Source organism: Streptomyces sp. NPDC050485 (assembly GCF_044458185.1).
GTDB lineage: Bacteria > Actinomycetota > Actinomycetes > Streptomycetales > Streptomycetaceae > Streptomyces.
Window position 1 is genome coordinate 1 of sequence record NZ_JBITHR010000030.1, and the last position, 20057, is coordinate 20057.

Below are 20057 nucleotides of genomic sequence, written 5' to 3' on the forward strand. Positions count from 1 at the left end.
GCCTCCGCGATCAAGGTCGACCCCGACCTCTACCAGCACATCGATCCGGGTCTGGTCGGCAACCACATCCGGATGCTGGTGTCCGACATGGCCGGACGGGCCTCCATCGAGCTCAAGGGCAAGGAACTCGGCGTCGACCTGGGCGATGACCGCGCCACCGTCGCCCGCGTCGTGGAACGCGTCAAGGAACGCGAACTGGCGGGTTACACCTACGAAGCCGCCGACGCCTCCTTCGAACTCCTCCTGCGCGACGAAGTCGAAGGCGGCCCCCGCAACTACTTCCGCATCGAATCCTGGCGGGCCATCGTCGAGGACCGCCCGGACGGCACCCACTGCGACGAGACGACCGTGAAACTGTGGGTCGGCGACGAGCGCATCGTCGCCACCGCCGACGGCCAGGGCCCCGTCAACGCCCTCGACCGCGCCCTGCGCACGGGCCTCGAACGCCTCTATCCCGAGCTCGCCAAGCTGGAGTTGGTGGACTACACCGTCCGCATCCTCGGCGGCGAGCACAGCACGAAGTCCACGGCCCGCGTCCTGGTCACCACCTCCGACAGCGCCGCCCGATGGACGACGGTGGGCGTGGCCGACAGCGTCATCGCCGCATCCTGGCGGGCTCTTGAGGACGCGTACGCCTACGGACTGCTGCGCGCCGGGGTCAGACCGGCGGCGTGAAGCCCCGGACCGGCGGGTCCGAAATCTCCGTATCCCTTGGACGTTCCTGGAAGAGGGACGTTCCTGGCAGAGGAAGGCAGATCGCATGACCACCGAGATCCGCGTCGAACCCACGGGGAAGACCGAGTTCGCCTCGCTGTACGCGCAGGTCGAGCAGTTCTACACCCATCAGCTGACGCTCTTCGACGCCCACGAGGCCGAGCGCTGGGCCCTGACGTTCACCGAGGACGCCGTCTTAGAGGTGCCGCCCCTGAGCACGCCGGTGCGCGGCCGCGCCGGGCTCGCCGACACCGTGCGCCGCGACCAGGCCCGGCAGCAGCGCTACGGCGCCGGGCTGAAGCGGTGGATAGGCAAGCTCGACGTGCTGCCGCAGTTCGACGGTACGCTGCACACCCGCTGCTCCGCGCTGGCGTACACCACGCCGCCCGGCGGCACGTCGAAGGTCCTGCACGTGTGCGTCATGGAGGACGAGCTCATCCGCTCGCGCAGCACCTGGCGCACCCGGCACCGCCGGGTCACCCGCGACGACCTCGCCTAAGACTTGATCCGCGATTCACCAGAGGGTGAGCTGTCGCACTGGCGAGCTCGGCGAACAACTCGCCGACATGTGCGCGCGAGACACCGGACAGGGCAGGATGGGAACAGGCCGCACGGGCCCAGGTCAGCTTCACAACTCACCCAACCCGTGCGGCCCTTCTCATGTCACGGCCCGACCGGGACGATCACCACGTCCGCCGTGCTACTCGGCCTGAATCGCGTCTGCCAGGACCTCGAAGACGATCTCAAGCCCGTCGCGCTCGTTCCCCTGCTCGCCGACGCGCGTGAAACCGAAGCCCGCGATGGTGGCCAGGGAAGCGTGATTGTCGGCTCTGACAGTGGCCCGCACGGTCCTGACACCGGGTTCGGCGGCGGCCCTGACGAGCAGCGCCGTCAGCATGGCGCGGGCATAGCCCTGGCGGCGATACCCGGGCACCACGGTGTAACCGACCTCGACCATGCCGGCCTCGTCCGGCGGCCCGTGGAACCCGCAGTCGCCGACGACGGCCCCGCCCGGCTCGGACACCACGGCCCGCACGATCCAGGGCGCGACAGACGGGTCCTTCGCGAGCTGGTCAGCGCGATAGCCGAAGATCCCGCGGGCCCGGTCAGACACGAAGTATTCGTCCAGGGCGACCCCGGCCTCGGCGCTGCCGCCAGCCAGGTCACCGTCGGCAAGCGCCCGCAGCGCCTTGACGCTGAGTTCGACGAAGCGGACGCGTTCGGGGGCGGAGAGAAGTTCGTTGCTCATCGCGGAGATGCTCGCCCAGCACCGGAGAGCTGTCCACCGCTTTACAGCCTCGGCAGACACGATGATCGTCCCGGTCGGACACGTGGCACAACAAGGGACGCACAGACGCCGCGATACCTCCGCCGAGACCCATCTCGCGAAGGCCTCACTCGTCACCCACCAGCCGAGCCGCCAGGCCGGCACGCCCGAAGCTCGATTTCTCCCGAGACCGTGAGAGGTTCGTACCGGGTCCGCTCGAAGACCCTTGTACGGGCAGTCGAAGCCGGCTCGCGGAATCCGCCGGGGCCGGTGTGCGGCGGCTATCGTCCGAAGACCTGACCGGAACCGTCGACGGAGACACCATGGAGCTGCGCCTGTTCGTGTTCCACCACGCGGGTGGTTCGCATCTGATGTACCGCGACTGGCCGGCCCGGTTCCCGTCCGGCTGGGACGTCCGGACGCCGGACGTGCCGGGCCGCGGACCGCTGGACGACCGGCGGCCGCTCGCCGACGTGGGTGCGGTCGTGGACCACTTCGTGGCCGAGCTGGGCGACCAACTCACCGGAAACTTCGCCCTGTTCGGGCACAGCATGGGCGGCGTCGTCGCGTACGAGCTGACCCGGCGGCTGCTCGCCGAGGGCCGGACGCCGCCCGTCTGGCTGGGCCTCTCGGCGCGCGGCGCGACCCACATCGACGACGCGACCCACCGCCACCTGCTGTCCGACGCCGCACTGCGCCGAGCGGTCGCCGCGCTGGGCGGCACGCCCCAGGCCGTACTGGACGCCCCTGACCTGTGGGGGCTCTTCGAGCCCACCATCCGGGCCGACCTGCGGCTCGGCGAGACGTGGAGCCCCGCGCCCACCGCGCTGCCGGCGACCGTGCCGGTGTCCGCCTTCGGCGGCAAGTACGACGAGACGGTGCCGCCCGAGCAGCTCGACGGCTGGTCCACGCTGGCCGAGCGGTTCCTCGGCCTCCACCTGTTCGACGGCGGCCACTTCTACTTCCGGGACGATCCCACCGAGCTGATCGAGCAGATCACCAAGGACGCGGGCCGTGCCCTCGCGATCGCGAAGGCCGCCGCCGCGGTACCGCGATGACCGTCCTCGACCTGCGCTCCCCCACCATGGCGGGGGCCTGCGCCGAGACCGAGTTCCGCCTCCTGGGACCGGTCGGGATCCACGACGGTCGCACCGGAGCGGCCATCGCGCCCTCCGGCTCGAAGCAGCGGGCGCTGTTCTCCGCGCTCGTCATCCACGCCGGTGAACTGCTCTCCGCCGACCGGCTCATCGAGGAGCTCTGGGGCAACCGGCCCCCGACGAACGCGCCGAACGCGCTGCAGGCCCATGTGGCCCGGCTGCGACGGCTGTTGCCCGCGGGCGACGCCCCCGGAGAGCCCGGCCACGAATGGATCAGCACCCTGCCCACCGGCTATCTGCTCACCCTGGGCCGGGCCACCACCGACGTACAGCACTTCGAGCGTCTCTCGGCGCAGAGCCGGGCGACGGCCCCTTCCGATCCCGCCCGTGCCCTGGAACTCCTGCGCCACGCCCTGTCCCTGTGGCACGGGCCGGCGCTTCAGGACAGCCGGTACGGACCGATCTGCGCGGCCGAGGCGGCCCGCCTGGAGGAGAAGCGGCTCACGACGCTGGAGGCGCTGTACGAGACGAGCCTGCGCTGTGGCCAACACGGCGAGATATCGGGCGAGTTGGAGAAACTGACGGCCGATCATCCACTGCGCGAACGCTTCTACGACCTGCTGATGGTCGCCCTCTACCGCAGCGGCCGCCAGGCCGAGGCGCTGGGCGTGTACGAGCGGGCCCGTCGCTGTCTGGCGAGCGCCCTCGGTATCGGTCCTGGCCCTGCCCTGCGCGGCCGGATGGAGGCGATCCTCCACCAGTCCCCCAGCCTGTCGGCCCCCCGGAGCCGACCGGCTCCCGCACAGCCCGCCACCGTGGCGCACGCACTCGACCTGGGCCGCGAGGTGGCTCGGCTGCAGGAGCGGATCGACGAACTCAACCGCGAGCAGGCGGAGTTGGTACGCCGCTTCGACGCGATGACAGCGCTGCTCCCGCACCCGTCGTAACCGCCCGCCCCCGCCCCCGGTCCCGCCCCCGGTCCCGCCCCCGGTCCCGCCCCCGGTCCCGCCCCCGGTCCCGCCCCCGGCCGGGGACGGGCCCCATGGCGGCGGGTGTCCTGCCGCCCCAGACACACGAATCGACCCCCGCGGTCCGAGTCCGCGGGGGTCATCAGTGGTGTTTGTGTGTTGGGGGGCGGCTAAGGGTGTGGGGGGGCAAAGGGTGTGGGGGGCGGCTAAGCCGCCTCGGCAAGTTCGCCGGGGAGGGCCGGGGCGTCGGTGCGATAGCGCGCCACATGGCCCGGCGGCACGAGGGCCGGCAGCAGGAAGTCCCACAACGCGCCTACCTTGCGGCTGAGTTCGGGGAACGTCATGCCGGTGCCCGCCAGCGTCACGATGCCGCACACCGCAGCGGACAGCAGCGTCTCCGGCCCGTCGCCGGGGCCCCGGTCGAGCACCTCGCCCTCGGCGAGGGCCGGGCCGGTCAGCCGCAGCACCTCGGTGATCCACTCCTGGTGGAAGTCGGAGACCGGCGAGGGCCGTCCGGTGAATTCGTTGGTGATGCGGAAGCTGGCCCGGATCACGGGGTCCCCGTGCAGGCTGCGCGCCAGCCAGTGCGTCATGTCGATCAATGCCTGCACCGGTGGGACACCCCGCTCCCACTGGTCCTGCACGAAGTCCCGCAGCAGCGCGCGGCCCTGCTCCTGGACCGCTTCGGCCACCGCGTCCTTGGAGCCGAAGTGGAAGTACAGCGCGCCCTTGGTCATCCCCGCCGCCCTGGCGATCTGCAACAGGGTGGCCCGGGCGAAACCGTTCCGGTCGAAGGTCTGCGCCCCCGCGTGGACCAGCCTGCGGCGGGTCCGCTGAGACCTGGCCTGCATCCCGGTCTCCTTTCCTCTCGTACCAAATGCCTGGTCGGCCGTTGATCAGCCGACGCGGGTGAGCCGCTCGTCGCCGGCGGCGGGCGCGTCCAGGACGAGCTCGGGGCCGGCGGTGAGGATCGACCGCTGCAACCGCCGCAGTCCGACGGAGGGTTCGAGACCGAGGTCGCGCACCAGGGAGTTGCGCAGCCGCTGGTAGACGTCGAGCGCCTCGCCGCGGCGGCCGGAACGGTGCAGCGCCAGCATGAACTGGCCGTGCAGGTTCTCATGCGTGCGGTAGCGGCTGACCAGAACGGTCAGCTCCCCCAGGAGTTCGCGGTGCCGGCCGAGCCGCAGGTCCGCCTCGATGCGCTGGTACAGGGCGCACAGCCGGGTCTCCTCAAGGCGCAGGATCTCCATCTCCAGCTGCGGGCCGGCCTGTACGTCGACCAGGGCGGAGCCGCTCCACAGCACGAGGGCCTCGCGCAGCTGGCGGGCGGCGTTCGGGAAGTCCTCGGCGTCCATCGCCCGGTATCCCATGCCGGACAGCCGCTCGAACTCTCGGACGTCGCTGGTGCCGCCCGAGGTCTTGAGGAGGTAGCCGCCGGGCATGGTGACGAGCACGTCCTTGGCGGTACGCGACCCGGTGTGCTCGGGGTCGTGCTCCAGCGCCGCGGAGATGAGCTCGCGCAGTTGCAGGATGTAGGTCTGCAGCGTCGTCCGCGCGCTGCGCGGGGGCCGCTCGCCCCAGAGTTCTTCCATCAGCCAGGCCATGGGCACCACCTGATCGGCGTGCAGCGCGAGCAGCGCCAGCACCTGCCGCGGCTTCGGTGCGGTCGGCGTGACCGAGATCCCGTTCTCCCTGACGGCCAATGCGCCCAGTACATCGATGTCCACGCCGTGTCCCCTGTTCGTGTATCGCGTATGAGTCATGAGCCGCCAGTCGTCCGAGGGCTGCGGCTGAACCAGTTCTCGGCACATGACGAGTAAAAAACGGGGCGGGCGGTTTGTCAATACCAAACCGTTCGCGCTGTTTTTATGCAGGTCCACGGCGCCTCAAGCGCACCTACAGTCAGGAGGGCTCGCGACAGCGACAGGTGCCGGACCTGGGGTCCGGCGAAATTCGGGGTGCTCCGGCGCGACGAAAGCGGTCGAAGCCCCGCCAGGATCGACGTCGGAGCCCGCCAGGATCAGCCCACAACCATAAAAACATACCGCACCCCTGGTTTCTAACTCCTCCCTCGAAGCTCGCTACAACACCGCTCGACACCTCTTTCCGCACGGCGTGCCGCCTTGCGTACAGCGTTCAGCCGCCCGTACAGTGCGTATATCGGCGCACACTGTTCAGATCTGGCCCGCACGCCAGTCGCGCACAGCGGCCGCCGCAGCGAGATGTCCCGATTGGCAGAAATGGGACTCGGCCCTCTAGAACCAAACCGCTAGGTTGGTTTATTATTTCTGTCTCTGAACCCTGAGGAGCCACCGGTGTTGAAACAGGAGCGCGCCGTGCGCACCCTGCGCTCACTCGTCCATGCCGCGGCGGAGGCGTTCCAAGAGCGCGGATACGTCCAGGCGAGGCTGGCGGAGATCAGCGCCGCCGCCGGGGTCAGCACCGGCGCCCTGCACTTCCACTTCGCGAGCAAGGCCGCGTTGGCCTCGACGGTGCAGTCCACAGCCGCCGTGTCACTGCGCGCGGCAGCCCATGCGGCGACGCTGCGGCCCGGCATGGACGCGTTGCAGAGACTGATCAACGCATCGCACGCCTTGGCGGACACGCTCCGCCACGATGTCGTGGCGCGCGCCGGCGTTCAACTGAACGGCGACCCGGCGTGCGAGACCGAGTGGGACATGTGCCAGGAGTGGCAGAAGTACGTCCAACGCCTGCTTGCGCAGGCCGCGGACGAGCACCTGCTCGCCGAGGGCGCCGCTCTTCATGACGCGGCCGCCTCCATCGTGGCGGCGACCACCGGTATGGAACTGCTCGCCAGGAACGACGCCGAGTGGCTCTCCCCGGAAACGCTCACCAGATTCTGGGAGGTCGTTCTTCCGAGCCTGGCCACTCCGGCGGCGCTCACCATGCTCGACCTGGCCGGCGCACACCCCGGCGGGCGCGGCACCGCTCGAGGCACGCAGCGGTCGCTGGACAGGACGACCCGCTCCCCCCACCCGATACTCACAGGCTGATCACCGGACCGCCGCAGTCCCGGTGACCCGGTGTTGCGGCAGGTGCGTGCCCACCGCTAGGGCGTCCCGACCTTGGTACCGGACGCCACAAGGGTGTCGAGACAGGAAGACGCCGCGAGCCTCGGCAGCAGCAGCCGCCAGAACCGGGTGAGAGGGGTGTGCGAGAGCCACCATTCGTCCTGACGGCCCAGGGTCTCCAGCCCCACCGTGACGGCCACCACAGCCGTCGCCGCGTCCCGCGCCGACGGTTCCGGCGCCAGCGCACCCTCCCTGCCGGCCTGAGTCAGGGAGTCCTCCACCCATTCCTGCCACCTGCCGCGCAGGCCCGTGCCCACGCGTACGTGCTCGAGGCTGTCGCTCAGGCCGAACCCCGCTCGCAGCACCGCATCGTGATCAAGGCCCTGAACGAGGGCGTGCGTGGCATCGATCAACGCCTGCAGGGCGCCGTCGGCCTGTTGCTGGGTGATTCGATCGAGCCGCTGAGCCGCCGCCTCACCGACCGCGTCGGCCAGGGCCGCCTTGCTGGCGAAGTGGAAGTGCAGCGCGCCGCTGCTCACCCCGGCTCGTGTGCTGATCGTGGACAGCGAGGCCAGTTCATAGCCGTCGCTGTCGAAAAGCTCGGCGGCAGACTCGATCAAGGCGTTACGCGTACGTACCGCGCGATCCTGTTTGGCCATCAGAGGGCTCCGGTGGTGCAGAGGGGGCAAATATGGACTTCATGGCGGAATGGCCTGCACGCTTCCCCCAACCCCGGGACATTGGCGTAATGACCCGAGTGCACGCAGCGACTCTCCCCGTCGGGCATCGTCCGCACGAGGGAACAATAATAAACCGCTCGGGCGGTTTTGAGCGACACCTGCGCAGATCTCGGCCACATGGTGTCCCAAACGACGGACTCCGCAGCCCAGGGAGGCTGCGGAGTTCGTCTGGCTTGGTCCTGCGGCGGAGTACGGGACTAGGCGGCGATCGGCCTCAGCACCACGGGAAGGGAGCTGTACCCGTTGACGATGAACGACGGCATGGGTTCGATCGACTCCAAGGGACGCGCCGACGCCATCTTCGGGAAGCGCGCGAAGAGTTCTGAGAGCGCGACGGTGGCCTCCATACGGGCCAGCGGTGCACCCAGGCAGTAATGGACACCGTGCCCGAAGCCCAGACTGTCGTGACGATCGGTCCGCCGAGCATCGAATACAGCCGCGTCCTGCCCGTGATGCTCCGGATCGAGACCAACAGCGGCGAAGGAGACGATGATGGGATCACCTCTCTTGATGGTGACGCCGCCCAGATCGATGTCCTCCACAGCGAACCGCAGGGGGATGTAGGCCGCAGGACCGTGCGTCCTAGTGGTCTCGGCGATCACATCCCGCCAGCTCACCCGGCCGGACCGTACATGCTCCAGCTGCTCGGGCTGGTCGAGCAGGGCCGCAGCGGCGCTGCAGATCAAGGAACTCGTCGTCTCCTGCCCCGCCCCGATCACGAGGTTCAGAGTGTCGACCAGCTCCTGCTGAGTGAGGCCGTCGCCCTGATCTCGAACCGCGATCAGCGCGGACGTCAGATCGTCACCGGGCTGGGCCTGCTTCGCGGCCACCAGCTCGGCCAGCAACTCGAAGACCTTGCTCTGCGCCGCATAGATCTCCAGCGGTGTCACCCCGGTGCTGATCGTCGTGTCGATCGCAGCAATCAGAGGGGCTCTGGCGTCTTCGGCGACCCCAAACAGTTCACAAATCACCCGTACGGGCAGCAGTTTGGCGAGCGACGCCCGCAGGTCGATCTGCTGTCCGGCCGGTATGGCCGCCAGGCCATCAAGCAGTTCGGCAGTGATTGCCTCGACTCGCGGCCGGAGCATCTCCGCACGCCGCGCGGTGAACGCCCCTGCAACGAGCCGACGCAGCCGTCCATGGTCCTCACCGTAGGCGAACAGCATGTTCTTCGCCGACACCCAGTGATAAAGCGGCCACTCCTGTGTTATGCGCCCCTCGATGAAAGCGGGCCAGTGCTTCCGGGCGTCTTTGGACACCCGCGGGTCCAGCACCAGCTGCTTGACATAGCGGTGCTGAGTGACGGCCCACGCTGCCACTCCCCCCGGGAGCAGCACCTCGACGGCCGGCCCCTGTGCCTGCAACGCGGCAGCCTCACCTGCGAGATCGCTTCCCGTCACGTCCAGCGCATAAGGGCAGACAGCTTGCCTCATCCGTGCCTCCGGTCAATGGATCCTGCGTCTTCACGTTCCAAAGTCCTGTGCGCGGAGAGCACTCACAGCCCCGGCGGCTGGCCGGTGGGAAACTCGGCTCAGCCAGGCAGCACGAGCTCCGAATCTTCACGGAGCCTCATTGCCGCCTCGTAGATCTGCGGCCCCCTCGTGGCCGTGAAGTCCAGCCGGACAAGCACGGCGGGCACCGCGATGGACGGCATCACATGCCGGTAGAGGTCGACCACCCGTTCCGCCATGTCCATCCGATCGGTCATGATCCTTGACAGCACCTGGATACCGGTGAAGGAAGCGACCATGAACTTCGCCACGCGAAGCACGTCCGTGTCCGGAAGGATCTCCCCGTTCTCCTTGGCCTCCCCGAAGACGGCTACGTTGTGTTCAATCCACCCCGCCATCGGCACCTGCCGGTCCAGACCGTCTTTCGGTGACCCCTGGTCCACGGTAAGGCGGATGCTGCCCTGGATGATCGGATCGCCCCAGTCCCGCCCGAGCAAGTGAGTGAGCAGCAGCGACTCGTCCAGGGACTGCTGCAGTTTCAGCTCCCGCTCCGGAACCAGAGGCATCGCGGCGACCTGCTCCGCCAGCACTGCCTGGGCGAGCTCTTCCTTCGACGTGAAGTGGAAGTAGAGCGCTCCCTTGGTCATGCCGGACTTCTTCAGGATGTCGGCGATCGTCGCTGCTTCATATCCGACCTCGTCGAACACCTCCGCTGCCGACACAAGAATCTTCTTCCGCGTCCGGATGGCTCGTTCCTGCCGCGCCACAACCCACCTCCATACCAGCCCCCGATCAGCCAGAAATAAACCAAAGGGTTCGTATTCTAGCATCGACTAGCCCTGCATGACGGGCGCGCACCGAACAACCCCATACCACCTCTACATGCCCCATAGCCTGACCGTCACTTGCGATCAGGGGACTGCATCCAAGAATAAAACCAGCAGATCGGTTTTTCAATACCGGACACCCGCGACGCTCGTTGCAGGAACTGACACCTGCGGTCACCCGGCGTGGGCATGTTATGCCCGGAATGCGCCATTCCGGTGTGGTTCGCAGCCGCTCTGCGCCATCCGAGGCTCCGGAGCCGCCCCTCAAAGGGACTTGAAAACAAAACCGGTTGGTACGTATCTTCGTGGCTGAGATTCCCATCCCATCGGGTTCCTCATCAACGGGGAGAGGTCCATGACCTTGCTGACGTTCCAGAAGAACACCTTCATAGACGCAGAGATGGAGGGGACCGTTGGTGGCAACGGTCCGCTCAGCCGTCTCGCATTCGGGCCCTCGGCCATGGCGGCCGGCGAGCTCGCACACCTGCTCTTCGACAGACAGGACCGGGACCGGATCCACGAGACCTGGCGCAACCTTGCCGGTGGCCGAAACTTCACCTACCGGACGGGGCTGTCGCCGGACGAGCGAACCGCCCTCTCCTACGACCGGCTGCGTCTGGTCAATGAGGTCGTCGACAACGCCGCGGAGCTGGCCAACGACCCTCATCGGCTGGCCAGCCTGCACGAGTGGACAGGGCCCGTGGACGGTGGTCTGTGCACGGTGGCCAGCATCCACTACAACCTCTTTCTCGGCAGCCTCCTCGATCACAACACTGACGGCCGCGACCTGTCCGCCTTCACCTCGATGAAGCGCACAGGAACGTTTCTGTGCACGGAGCTCGAACACGGCAATGACGTGGCCTCGATGGAGACGACAGCGGTGCTCGACCGTACGACCGACGGATTCGTCCTGGACACTCCCACTCCGGGAGCGCAGAAGTTCATGCCGAACACCAGCGCCATCGGTGGCCCGAAGAGCGCCGTGGTGGCGGCCCGACTGCTGATCGACGGCCAGGACCACGGGGTCTTCCTCTTCCTGACCCCGCTGAGCGACGAGAACGGCCACCTGCCCGGAGTGAAGGTCCGCCCGCTGCCGCAGCGGACCGGGACCCCGGTCGACCACTGCCTCACCGCATTCGACCACGTGTGGCTGCCTCGCGAGGCCATGCTGGAAGCCGCACACGGCCGGCTGGACTCCGAGGGAAGGCTGAGCAGCAACCTCGGCAATCGCCGCAAACGCTTGCTTCGCTCCATCGGCCGCATCACCATGGGAAAGCTCTGCATGAGCGCCGGCACGTTGGGGATGTCCCGCACAGCGCTTGCCATCGCGGTGCGCTACGCCCACAACCGTTTCATCGCCGGGACCAAGGCCGGTGAGCGGGTGGCGCTGGCCGCCCATCGCAGTCATCACGGCCGCCTTCTCGACAAACTCGCCACGGCGTACGCCATGACTTTCCTGCACCGGACCACGGTTACCCGCTGGGCCGGGCACACCGACGAGGACCGGGCGGAGGTCGAGCGTCTGGTGGCCATCGCCAAGGGGTGGATCACCTGGCAGGCCCGGGGAATCACGATCGAGTGCCGGGAGCGGTGCGGAGCACAGGGGCTCTTCCCTGCCAACGGCCTGTCCGATCTCCCCCTGAATGTCGAGGGCGGGATCACGGCTGAGGGCGACAACCTCGTGATCTGGGTAAAGGCCGCCTCCGAGATGGTGCTCGGCCATGAGGTCGACCGCAAGAGGTCCGCGGAACTCCCAGCCGACGAACGGAATCTGACGGACCTGCACTTCCTGCGCGACCTGCTCGCCGAGGTCGAGGCTCTGTGGCAGGACCGGGCCCGCACCGCCCTGCGTCAGGGCCCGTCTGGTGACCCGCTGTCCCGATGGAACGAAACCTCCCCCGCCGCGCTGGAGATGGTCTCCGTCCATGCCCGTCTCCAGGCCGCTGACGCCTTCATCTCGGCCGCTGCCCAGGCCGTGGATCCCACGGCCCGCTTCCTGCTGGAGAGCCTGTGCCGGCTGTTCCTCCTCAGGCAGATCAAAGAGCACACCGGTGACCTGCTCGCCGACGACCACATGACCGCCGACCAGGTGCGTGCGCTGCCGAGGACTGAAAATGCCGTCGTCGCCGAGCTCGCCCCGCACATGATGACCCTCGTCGACGCATTCGACATTCCGGCCGAGATGCTGGCCACCATCCCCATCGCCAACGGCGCCTCCATCGACCGACACCTCGACGCCTCAATCGCCGGCACGACCCCGCTCCCCGCGTGACCACCCGCGCAGCACGACGAAGCGCCCGATGCCGACAGCCCGGAGGCCTAGAGGTAGACGACCCCCGCTTCACTTCCGGGGGCGGGCGTCGTGCCCCCACCCACCCACACTCGCATTTCCGACCATGTGCCACCGGCATGAAGCATTCCGCGCACGCCGGGCAGTCTCACGTCGATACTGGGCGGGTGCGGAAGCACGGAACTTCCGTATCGCGGAGACTCGTCGCGCCCCACACGTCCATCAGCAATCCCCACTCGGAGCGACCATGACGAAGCAGCAGGGCCGGGCGTTCCGGACGCGGGCGGCCGTCGTGCGGTCCGCTGCCGCGCACTTCGACCGGGAGGGGTATGAGGGCACCTCCCTGGTCAAAGTGTGCAGGACCGCGGGCACTTCGCTCGGCGCCGTCACCTTCCACTTCCCGACCAAGGGCGAACTCGCCGACGCGGTGATGGACGAAGGCCGCGCGCTGACCCAGGCCGCGTTGCTGCGGGTCTCGGCGCGGCCCGGTCCCGCGCTGCGCAAGGTCGTCGAACTGTCCCTGGAGCTCACCCGCCTGCTGGAGGAGGAGACGGCCGTGCGCTGTGCGGTACGGCTGGCCAGGGAGCGGCCGGGCACCGGAGGCTGGTCGGACATCTGGCTTCCGGTCGTCAAGCAACTGCTCGACCAGGCGCACAGCAATGGGCAGTTGCGGGGCGGGGCCCGGCCCGCGGAGGTCACGATGCTGGTCGAGTACCTGACGGCGGGCGCGGAGGCGTTTCTGCGGGGCCGCCCTGGCACGGGGGTGGCAGCCGGGAGCGGCGTCGCCCAGCTCGAAAGCGTCTGGCGGCTTGCCCTGGCGGGAGTGGGCGTCACCGATGAGCCAGGCCAGGCCGGATGGGCCTCGAACACCGACCGGGCAGCGCCAACCGGGCGGGCCGGACAGTTGGGTGACGGCCCATCAGGTCACGATCCGTCCTTCCGCCCCTGAAGGAACCCGGCTTCCGCCCCAGCACACCTCCCCCGTCACTCGACAAACAGACCGCTCACCCTTTATTTTGCTGGGGAAGTGCGCCGAAGGGTGAGGGCGGATCGGGCGCACGCCAGGGGGATCGGCCGCCAGCGGGGGCCGGTGCTCGCACAGCACAGCCAGGCTCTGCGCGCCTGCGGGCCGCGGGGCGCCACTTCGCACGCCCGGGGGAAAAGGCATGCTCAGCACCGAGGGACGTTCTCTTACGTCACCGCCGGGTCCGTCGGACACAACGGCGCGCAGACGAGTGCGCGGCGGCCGGTGTCGGCGGACGTAGTACCTGACGTGGACCCGCTTCCGACACGGACGCGCTCCTGACCGGCTGATGGCCGGCCCCGGTGACCGTACGGAAACCGTCGGCAGCGCTGCTTTCCGAGCCGTTCCCACCGCCTCCTCCGGCCGCCCGGCGTGCCGCGGCCGGACCGGTGCCGGGGCGGCGGCAGAGCAGTGCCGCCACCAACGGACGGTTCGTCAAAAAGTGGCACAGAAGCGGAAGTTGCACCCCTCTCCCCTCTTGTCGACATCAATGCCCGGAGACGGTCGCTTCGGTCGCTGCACGGGGCGGCCGCCCCGGTCGGGGATCTTCGCCTCGTCGAGTTCGCCGACCGCGAGACTGTTCGAGCGCTCTGCACTAGCCTGTGCTGAACGCATCTAGAACGTGAGTCGCTACGGTCGCTGAAAGGAACCACCCATGCCCCCTGACCTGGGGTTTTCAGGTAGCGACTCATCGCAGCGGGTAGCGATCGAGCACGAGGGGCGCAGAGCGGGGACGCCGCTGAGCACCGCTTTGTGGTGCGCCGAACAGGGCTGGCCCGTACTTCCGTTGGCGCCGGGCCGGAAGACGCCCGCCGCCAACTGCGCCCCCTGCCGGGACCAACCGCACAGCGCCCAGGGATGCCCCTGCATCGCCGCCGGTCGCTGGTGCCACGGATTCCACGCCGCCACCACCGACACCGCCCGGATCCTGGCCTGGTGGTCCGAGCAGCCCCGCTTCGGCGTGGGCGTGGCCTGCGGGCCCGCGAACCTCGTGGTGATCGACGTGGACGCGCACGCGGCGCCGCTGCCGGACCCCGACCGGCTGCTGCCGGGCATCCACATCCCCGCCTCGGTGTCCCTGGGCGGTCTGCGGCACGGCTTCCACAGCCTGGCCCTGCTGGCGGCCCTGCGCGGCGCACCGGACCCGAGCCAGGACGACACCACCTTGCGGGTGCGCACCCCCTCGGGGGGCCTGCACCTGTGGTACACCGCGCGGCCCGGACACACCTGGCGGTGCTCGAACGGCTCAAGTGCCCGGCGGGCGCTGGCCTGGCAGGTCGATGTGCGGGCCCACGGGGGCTACATCATCGCGCCCGGCACCACGACCGCCGTCGGCACGTACACCGCCTGCCGTCCCGTCAGGCGCCCGGCCCCGCTGCCGAACTGGCTCGCCGCGGAACTGGAGCGCACCGGCCACCGCCCTTCGTCCACAACTCCCCGTACCGCGACGCCCGTTCCCTCCCGGGCCCGGGCCGCCGTCATCGCCGCGAGCGGTGGCCGGGACGCCGCGGCGCGCGCCCTGGCCACCGTGCTGACCTCGGTGACGGAGTGCGCCGCCACCGCCGAGGGCGCGGGCTTCACCGAGAAGCTCAACCGCGCCGCCTTCACCGCGGGCGGCCTGGTGGGAGCCGGCCGGATGAACCTCGCCGACGCGGAGGCCGTGCTGGTGGCGGCCGCCGCGCAGGCGCGCCCCGGCCAGGAACGCCGCTGTCTGCAGATCATCCGGAGCGGGATGAGCGCGGGGAGCCGACGGCCGCTCGATCCGGGAGTACGTACGTGACCGACGCACCGTCCTCCCAGGAGGGGCTGTTCGACCCGGTCGAAGTCGCCCGCCAGATCATGCTCGGCTCCCCCGACGGCGCCGTCCCCGCCCAGCCGGCCCCCGAGTCCGCGGCGCCTGAATCCATGGCGGCCCAGGCCACCGAGCACGGGCTGCTGCCGGACAGCCTCAGCGACCGGGGAAACGCCAAGCTGTTCGTGTCCCTGTACGGGCGGGACTTCCGGCATGTGCCGGGGCTCGGCTGGTACCGCTGGTCCGGCTTCCGCTGGGAGATCGACGAGGACGACAACGTCCTGTGGGCAGCCGGTGAGATGGCCGAGTCGCTCGCCGAGACCGATGCCCGCGCGCGGTACCCGGACTCCGCGCTGCGCCGCCACCGGCGCCGGGCGCTGTCGACGTCGGGGATGAAGGCCATGCTGATGCAGGCCAAGGCCGCACCGGGCATGGTCCTCAACGCCTCCCTGCTGGACGCCGATCCGTACGCGCTGTGCACCCCCGAGGGCGTCATCGACCTCACCACGGGCACCCTCGCCCCGCCCGACCCCGAGAAGCACTACCACTCGCGCGCCACGAGCGTCCCGTCCCGGACCATGGCCACACCGCGCTGGCAGCAGTTCCTGACCGACACCTTCGGCGACGACGCCGACGGCCGCCAGATGATCGACTTCCTGCACGTACTGCTCGGGTACTCCATCACCGGCGATGTCGGCGCGCAGATCATGCCGTTCCTCTACGGGCAGGGCAAGAACGGCAAGAGCGTACTGCTGGACGTGATGGTCAAGCTGCTCGGCGATTACGCCGACGCCGCCCCGCCCGGGTTCCTGATGGCCCGCCCCTTCGAGGGGCACCCCACCGACCTGGCCGAGCTGCACGGCCGGCGCATCATCGTGTGCTCGGAGCTCAAGCCCGGCGACCGGTTCGACGAGGCCCGGGTCAAGCTGCTCACCGGCGGCGACCGCATCAAGGCCCGCCGGATGCGTCAGGACTTCTTCGGCTTCAGCCCGACCCACAAGCTGTGGCTGCTTGGCAACCACCGTCCCGAAGTGGGCACCGGTGGCTACGCGTTCTGGCGCAGGATGAAGCTCATCCCCTTCGAGCGGGTCGTCGCGGACGACCGCCAGGTGGACAACCTCGCCGACGTCCTGGTCACCGAGGAGGGCCCCGGCATCCTCAACTGGCTGGTAACCGGCGCCCGTCGCTACCTCACCGGCTCCCGCGACCTCACCGGCCCGCAGCAGGTCCGTACCGCCACGACCGCGTACGCCGAGACCGAGGACCACACCGGGCGCTTCCTGGGCGAGTGCTGCACGCTGGAGCCCGCCATGCGCGCCGAGCAGGCCCAGCTCTACAACAGCTACAAGAACTGGTGCCAGCTGGAAGGTGCCAACCCGGTCTCGTCCAGGGCCTTCGCCGCCCGGGTACGGGAGACTGTCGGCATCGCCACCCCCAAAGACATGATCCTTTCGAATCAGCGGAAGTTCTATCCCGGCATCGGGCTCAACGCTGAAGTGGGAGCAACCTCATGAGCGCCCTGATCGAGCCCGAGCAGCTCGCCCACGAGAGCGAGCTCGTGTGGCTCGAGGACACGACGGACCTGGACTACGTGCGCCAGAGCCTGGACCGGCTGCCCACCCGCCGGGGCAAGCCCGCCTACCACCGCGGCGGCCGCATGGTCGGCTACGCGGTGCTCGGCCCCGACGCCCGCTCCTCGCGCGCCTCCGGCACCTTCCTGCGCCGCGTGTTCTGGCTGGCCCCCCACGACCGCGACGGTCAGCCGGGCGGCCTCTACGCATCGGGCGCCCCGTCGGAAGCCGTCGACCCCCGAACGATCGCTCCCCGCGTCAAGGGCTACAAGACGCAGCGCTCCGAGGGCGGCCCGGAGTCCGAGGCGATGCGCGAACTCGGCATCACCCTGCCGAAAGCCTGAGCACCTCCCTCCTCTCCCCGGACAGCGACTGAAGCCGTACAGCGCCTCAGCGACTGAACGGGCGGACCAAGGGAGTTGGAGAACTCCCAGGTCAGCGGGCATCTCACCGAGCGACCAGCGACCGAAGCGACCCAGAGTCGGATCTATGAGGACATTCCCGCGTGCGTGTGCGTGTGTGCGTATGCACGTCATAGATAGGAGCCTTCAGTCGCTTCAGTCGCTGTTTCGTCTTCCGTACCCTTGTGACCTGCACTTTCTTCCCGAGACCGAGCCAGCGACCGAACGAATCCGGGTCGCTTCGCGACGCCGTCGTGCTCGTTCACCGGTCACGTTTCCCCGCCGCCGGGTGTCATCGCGGTGCAGAGCCCGCGGCCAGGTGATCGGCGGGTCGGCAGCGATGCGGGAGGCGTCTTTCTGGACGTCTACGAAAACAGTTGAGAGCCGCCGAGACGGTCACCTTTGTCGATGGCTAGGTGTGCCAGCCATGGATCGTGGCAGGCTGGCCGGGACCAGTACGCGAGTGGCGGGGGCACACCATGAACCGTGAGGAACGGCGGCGCGAGGCACGCAGGGAGCGGGCGGGCGGGCCGTTGCTGGGGGCGCCGATGCAGGGGCAGTTGATCCGCAGTACGCGTTTCGAGCCCGGGGACGAGGGACGGCATCGGCAGGACTTCCTCGCCGGGACGGTACTCGCCGCCGGGGCGGCGGTGGTCCAGCCGGAGAACGGGCCGGGCCTCACACCACTGGACGCCCTGTTCACCGTCCTCGTGCACGAGGACGAGCGCACCTTCGGGCCGGCGCCCCAGTTCGCCGAGGCGTTCGCGCTGCTCGACGAGATCGGCGGGGTGGCGCTCTACGACCGGATGGATGTCGGCACCGCGTGGGCGGGATTCGGCGGCCCCGCTCCGCTGGTCAAGCTGAAGCTGGAGTTCCAGGGCCCGCGCCCCGAGCGCGGATCGACGGCGCTGGTGCTGCCGGCCAGCCAGTACGCCGAGATCTGGCACCACGTCGTCGGCGGCGGGATGGTCGCCGTCAGCACGCAGGAGCGGATGGAGCGCGCCGCCAACCGGCCCGGGGCCGGCTTCGCCGACAGCCTGGAGGCGAGCATCCTGCTCGCCATCGGCACCTCACCGGTCCTGGAACAGTTCATCGACGCCTACGGCTGGCCCCGCCGCTGACCGGGCGAGGCGCCCCCTGGCTCGGGCCGCCGTCCGCTAGCCGCCCGTACGGGAGAGCCGGGCCTCCAGGCCGTCGAGGACGCGTTCGAGGGCGTACGCGAAGTTATCCTCGCGGATCTGCTGGGGGTTCTTGCCCCGCTGCGCGCTCTGGCCCTCGCGCAGGCGCGGGTAGTCCTGCGCGGCCTGCTCGGCGGCCGGCATCAGGTTCTCCATCCACTCCTGCTCGTCCTTGCCGCTGCGGGCGATCATCGACAGGTAGGCGGCCTCGCTGGTCGTCATGCCGATGACGCAGGCGATGACGGTGTTCATGGCCTGGTCGGCCTCTTCCGCGGCGAAGCCGGCCGTGCCGAACACGGCGAGCATGCGGTCCGACATCCGCATCACGTTCGGCCCGAGGTGGACGAGCCCGACCTGCCCGAGGACGGAAGCGACCCACGGGTGCCGCAGCACCATCGAACGCAGGCTGTGGGCGCTGTGGTTGGCGGCCTTCCGCCAGCTCGTGGCATCGTCGGCGGGCGGTACTTCCAGCTCGCCGTATACCTCGTCGACGACGAGTTCGATGAGCTCGTCCTTGCTGGCCACATGCCGGTACAGCGAGGTGGCCCCGGCGCCCAGGCGGGTCCCCAGGCGCCGCATGCTCAGGGCATCGAGCCCCTCGGAGTCCAGCAGCGCCACGGCCTCGGACACGATCTGCTCGCGGCTCAACTGCTCCCGCTGCCGGTGCGGACGGGTCCACACCGAGGGGATCGGCGTCTCATCGCCAGACATAAGGCAGTCCTCTTTCTCCAGGTGAACGATCTTTGTACGGCCTACCGTAGCCATGCCGTTCGCATAATGCGTACACCGAACGCCGTACGTCCCCTCGTTCTGGACGGCTCCTCCACGGATCCTTGTGGGGCGTACGCCAATTGGCCGTGACCGGCCCGGGCAAGGCGGGTCGGCGGGTGATCGGGCTTACTGTCTGGAGCTGTTGCCCGCGAGGTGGCTTCCGCGATGCGGGGACCTGGCACAGCGGCTGCGGCAAACCCCAAACCCCCGCCGACTCCCAGCCCACCGGTGGTCCCAGATCCGCCGGAACTCGTCGCTGCGCGTGGACAGTTCGGTGATGAGCTCGTGCCAGTTCCGCGTCGTCGGGGACGGCCAACGCCCTTCGCGAGCAGTCTTGTCCGCGACCCCTCGTAGCCGAGCTTCACATACTCGATTAGTAGTCGAGCTCCACATAGTCGATGTCGGTGAACTCCACCAGCAGGTCGCGGGCCCGGCGGCCGCGGTCCTTGAAGTAGATCTCCTGGAGGCCTTCGGCGGCGATGGACTGGAGCTGCTGCTCGGTGGCGCCGGAGGACTGCGCCTCGAAGAGGCGGGCCGCGTACGCGGGGGGCAGGGACTGGGTGATGAGGCGGAGCCGGCCGTCGTCGGAGGTGCCGGGGGCCGCGGTGTAGCCGAACCGGGCGCGGGTCTCGATGACGATGCCGCCGGTCGCCGCGGCCTGCTGCTGCGCCCTCGCGCGGACCTTCGGCTGCCACCGCTTGCGCACCTCGCCCCGGAGCCGGGCGGCGAGTTCCGGACGGGGCTGCTTGAGCTGGCCCTTGAGGTAGCGCTCCACGGTGCGCTGGGAGACGCCGAGCAGCTGCGCCACCACCCTGGTGGAGCCCTTCTCCTGTTTCACCAGGAACTTCATCTGCGCCTGGGCGGACTTGGGGAGCGGCCGGGTGAACGTGTTCGCCGCGGCCTTGTCGAGGCTGTCGCCGATGATGCCCATCGA

Annotated in this window: 19 protein-coding genes; 11 read left to right on the forward strand and 8 right to left on the reverse strand. The window is 69.3% G+C overall.

The window, feature by feature from the left end:
* Both ACIBK6_RS36700 and ACIBK6_RS36705 read left to right on the forward strand, forming a co-directional pair.
* A partial coding sequence (locus ACIBK6_RS36700; RefSeq protein ID WP_399056917.1) for an alpha-isopropylmalate synthase regulatory domain-containing protein occupies nucleotides 1-675 on the forward strand: 675 nt, incomplete at its 5' end.
* 85 nt (nucleotides 676-760) lie between these two features.
* A complete protein-coding gene (locus ACIBK6_RS36705; protein WP_399056918.1) occupies nucleotides 761-1213 on the forward strand; it encodes a nuclear transport factor 2 family protein in 453 nt (150 codons plus the stop codon).
* 201 nt (nucleotides 1214-1414) lie between these two features.
* Here the strand turns inward: ACIBK6_RS36705 and ACIBK6_RS36710 are convergent, their stop codons facing one another.
* A complete protein-coding gene (locus ACIBK6_RS36710; RefSeq protein ID WP_399056920.1) occupies nucleotides 1415-1963 on the reverse strand; it encodes a GNAT family N-acetyltransferase in 549 nt (182 codons plus the stop codon).
* Nucleotides 1964-2304: 341 nt separating this feature from the next.
* On the opposite strand from ACIBK6_RS36710, the gene ACIBK6_RS36715 reads away from it, so the two are divergent.
* On the forward strand, nucleotides 2305-3039 hold the full coding sequence (locus ACIBK6_RS36715; RefSeq protein WP_399056921.1) for a thioesterase II family protein: 735 nt from the start codon (nucleotides 2305-2307) through the stop codon (nucleotides 3037-3039).
* Nucleotides 3036-4025, forward strand: a complete 990-nt coding sequence (locus ACIBK6_RS36720) for a BTAD domain-containing putative transcriptional regulator (RefSeq protein WP_399056922.1) — start codon at nucleotides 3036-3038, stop codon at nucleotides 4023-4025. The genes ACIBK6_RS36715 and ACIBK6_RS36720 overlap by 4 nt, the downstream gene beginning before the upstream one ends.
* Nucleotides 4026-4252: 227 nt before the next feature.
* Here ACIBK6_RS36720 and ACIBK6_RS36725 read toward each other — a convergent pair whose 3' ends face one another.
* Entirely contained in the window at nucleotides 4253-4897 is a 645-nt protein-coding gene (locus ACIBK6_RS36725; protein ID WP_399056923.1) for a ScbR family autoregulator-binding transcription factor, read from the reverse strand.
* Nucleotides 4898-4942: 45 nt separating this feature from the next.
* The gene (locus ACIBK6_RS36730; RefSeq protein ID WP_399056925.1) at nucleotides 4943-5773 is read right to left on the reverse strand and encodes a BTAD domain-containing putative transcriptional regulator; all 831 of its coding nucleotides are present in this window, start codon (nucleotides 5771-5773) and stop codon (nucleotides 4943-4945) included.
* 588 nt (nucleotides 5774-6361) lie between these two features.
* On the opposite strand from ACIBK6_RS36730, the gene ACIBK6_RS36735 reads away from it, so the two are divergent.
* Nucleotides 6362-7060 carry a ScbR family autoregulator-binding transcription factor gene (locus ACIBK6_RS36735; RefSeq protein ID WP_399056926.1) on the forward strand — a complete coding sequence of 233 codons (699 nt, stop codon included), beginning with the start codon at nucleotides 6362-6364 and terminating at the stop codon, nucleotides 7058-7060.
* Between the two features lie 56 nt (nucleotides 7061-7116).
* Here the strand turns inward: ACIBK6_RS36735 and ACIBK6_RS36740 are convergent, their stop codons facing one another.
* The 3 genes from ACIBK6_RS36740 to ACIBK6_RS36750 form a co-directional block, all read right to left on the reverse strand.
* Nucleotides 7117-7737 (reverse strand): ScbR family autoregulator-binding transcription factor, encoded by a 621-nt coding sequence (locus tag ACIBK6_RS36740; protein WP_399056928.1) that lies wholly within the window; start codon nucleotides 7735-7737, stop codon nucleotides 7117-7119.
* A 278-nt stretch (nucleotides 7738-8015) separates the two neighbouring features.
* Nucleotides 8016-9251, reverse strand: a complete 1236-nt coding sequence (locus ACIBK6_RS36745; protein WP_399056929.1) for a cytochrome P450 — start codon at nucleotides 9249-9251, stop codon at nucleotides 8016-8018.
* A 98-nt stretch (nucleotides 9252-9349) separates the two neighbouring features.
* The gene (locus tag ACIBK6_RS36750) at nucleotides 9350-10036 is read right to left on the reverse strand and encodes a ScbR family autoregulator-binding transcription factor (protein WP_399056931.1); all 687 of its coding nucleotides are present in this window, start codon (nucleotides 10034-10036) and stop codon (nucleotides 9350-9352) included.
* 415 nt (nucleotides 10037-10451) lie between these two features.
* On the opposite strand from ACIBK6_RS36750, the gene ACIBK6_RS36755 reads away from it, so the two are divergent.
* The 6 genes from ACIBK6_RS36755 (at nucleotide 10452) to ACIBK6_RS36780 (ending at nucleotide 18295) form a co-directional block, all read left to right on the forward strand.
* Nucleotides 10452-12368 carry an acyl-CoA dehydrogenase gene (locus ACIBK6_RS36755; protein ID WP_399056933.1) on the forward strand — a complete coding sequence of 639 codons (1917 nt, stop codon included), beginning with the start codon at nucleotides 10452-10454 and terminating at the stop codon, nucleotides 12366-12368.
* Between the two features lie 265 nt (nucleotides 12369-12633).
* Nucleotides 12634-13335: a TetR family transcriptional regulator gene (locus tag ACIBK6_RS36760; protein ID WP_399056935.1), complete on the forward strand. Its 702-nt coding sequence runs from the start codon at nucleotides 12634-12636 to the stop codon at nucleotides 13333-13335.
* Nucleotides 13336-14065: 730 nt separating this feature from the next.
* Nucleotides 14066-15190 (forward strand): bifunctional DNA primase/polymerase, encoded by a 1125-nt coding sequence (locus ACIBK6_RS36765; RefSeq protein ID WP_399056937.1) that lies wholly within the window; start codon nucleotides 14066-14068, stop codon nucleotides 15188-15190.
* Between the two features lie 59 nt (nucleotides 15191-15249).
* A complete protein-coding gene (locus tag ACIBK6_RS36770; protein ID WP_399056964.1) occupies nucleotides 15250-16716 on the forward strand; it encodes a phage/plasmid primase, P4 family in 1467 nt (488 codons plus the stop codon).
* Complete coding sequence (locus ACIBK6_RS36775) at nucleotides 16713-17117, forward strand: DUF6009 family protein (protein WP_399056939.1); 405 nt, start codon at nucleotides 16713-16715, stop codon at nucleotides 17115-17117. Before ACIBK6_RS36770 ends, ACIBK6_RS36775 begins: the two co-directional genes overlap by 4 nt.
* Before the next feature lie 536 nt (nucleotides 17118-17653).
* Nucleotides 17654-18295 carry a hypothetical protein gene (locus ACIBK6_RS36780; RefSeq protein WP_399056941.1) on the forward strand — a complete coding sequence of 214 codons (642 nt, stop codon included), beginning with the start codon at nucleotides 17654-17656 and terminating at the stop codon, nucleotides 18293-18295.
* Between the two features lie 36 nt (nucleotides 18296-18331).
* On the opposite strand, the gene ACIBK6_RS36785 is transcribed toward ACIBK6_RS36780, so the two are convergent.
* Entirely contained in the window at nucleotides 18332-19063 is a 732-nt protein-coding gene (locus tag ACIBK6_RS36785; protein ID WP_399056943.1) for a TetR/AcrR family transcriptional regulator, read from the reverse strand.
* Between the two features lie 433 nt (nucleotides 19064-19496).
* The gene (gene tpg / locus ACIBK6_RS36790; protein ID WP_399056944.1) at nucleotides 19497-20054 is read right to left on the reverse strand and encodes a telomere-protecting terminal protein Tpg; all 558 of its coding nucleotides are present in this window, start codon (nucleotides 20052-20054) and stop codon (nucleotides 19497-19499) included.
* Nucleotides 20055-20057: the final 3 nt, after the last annotated feature.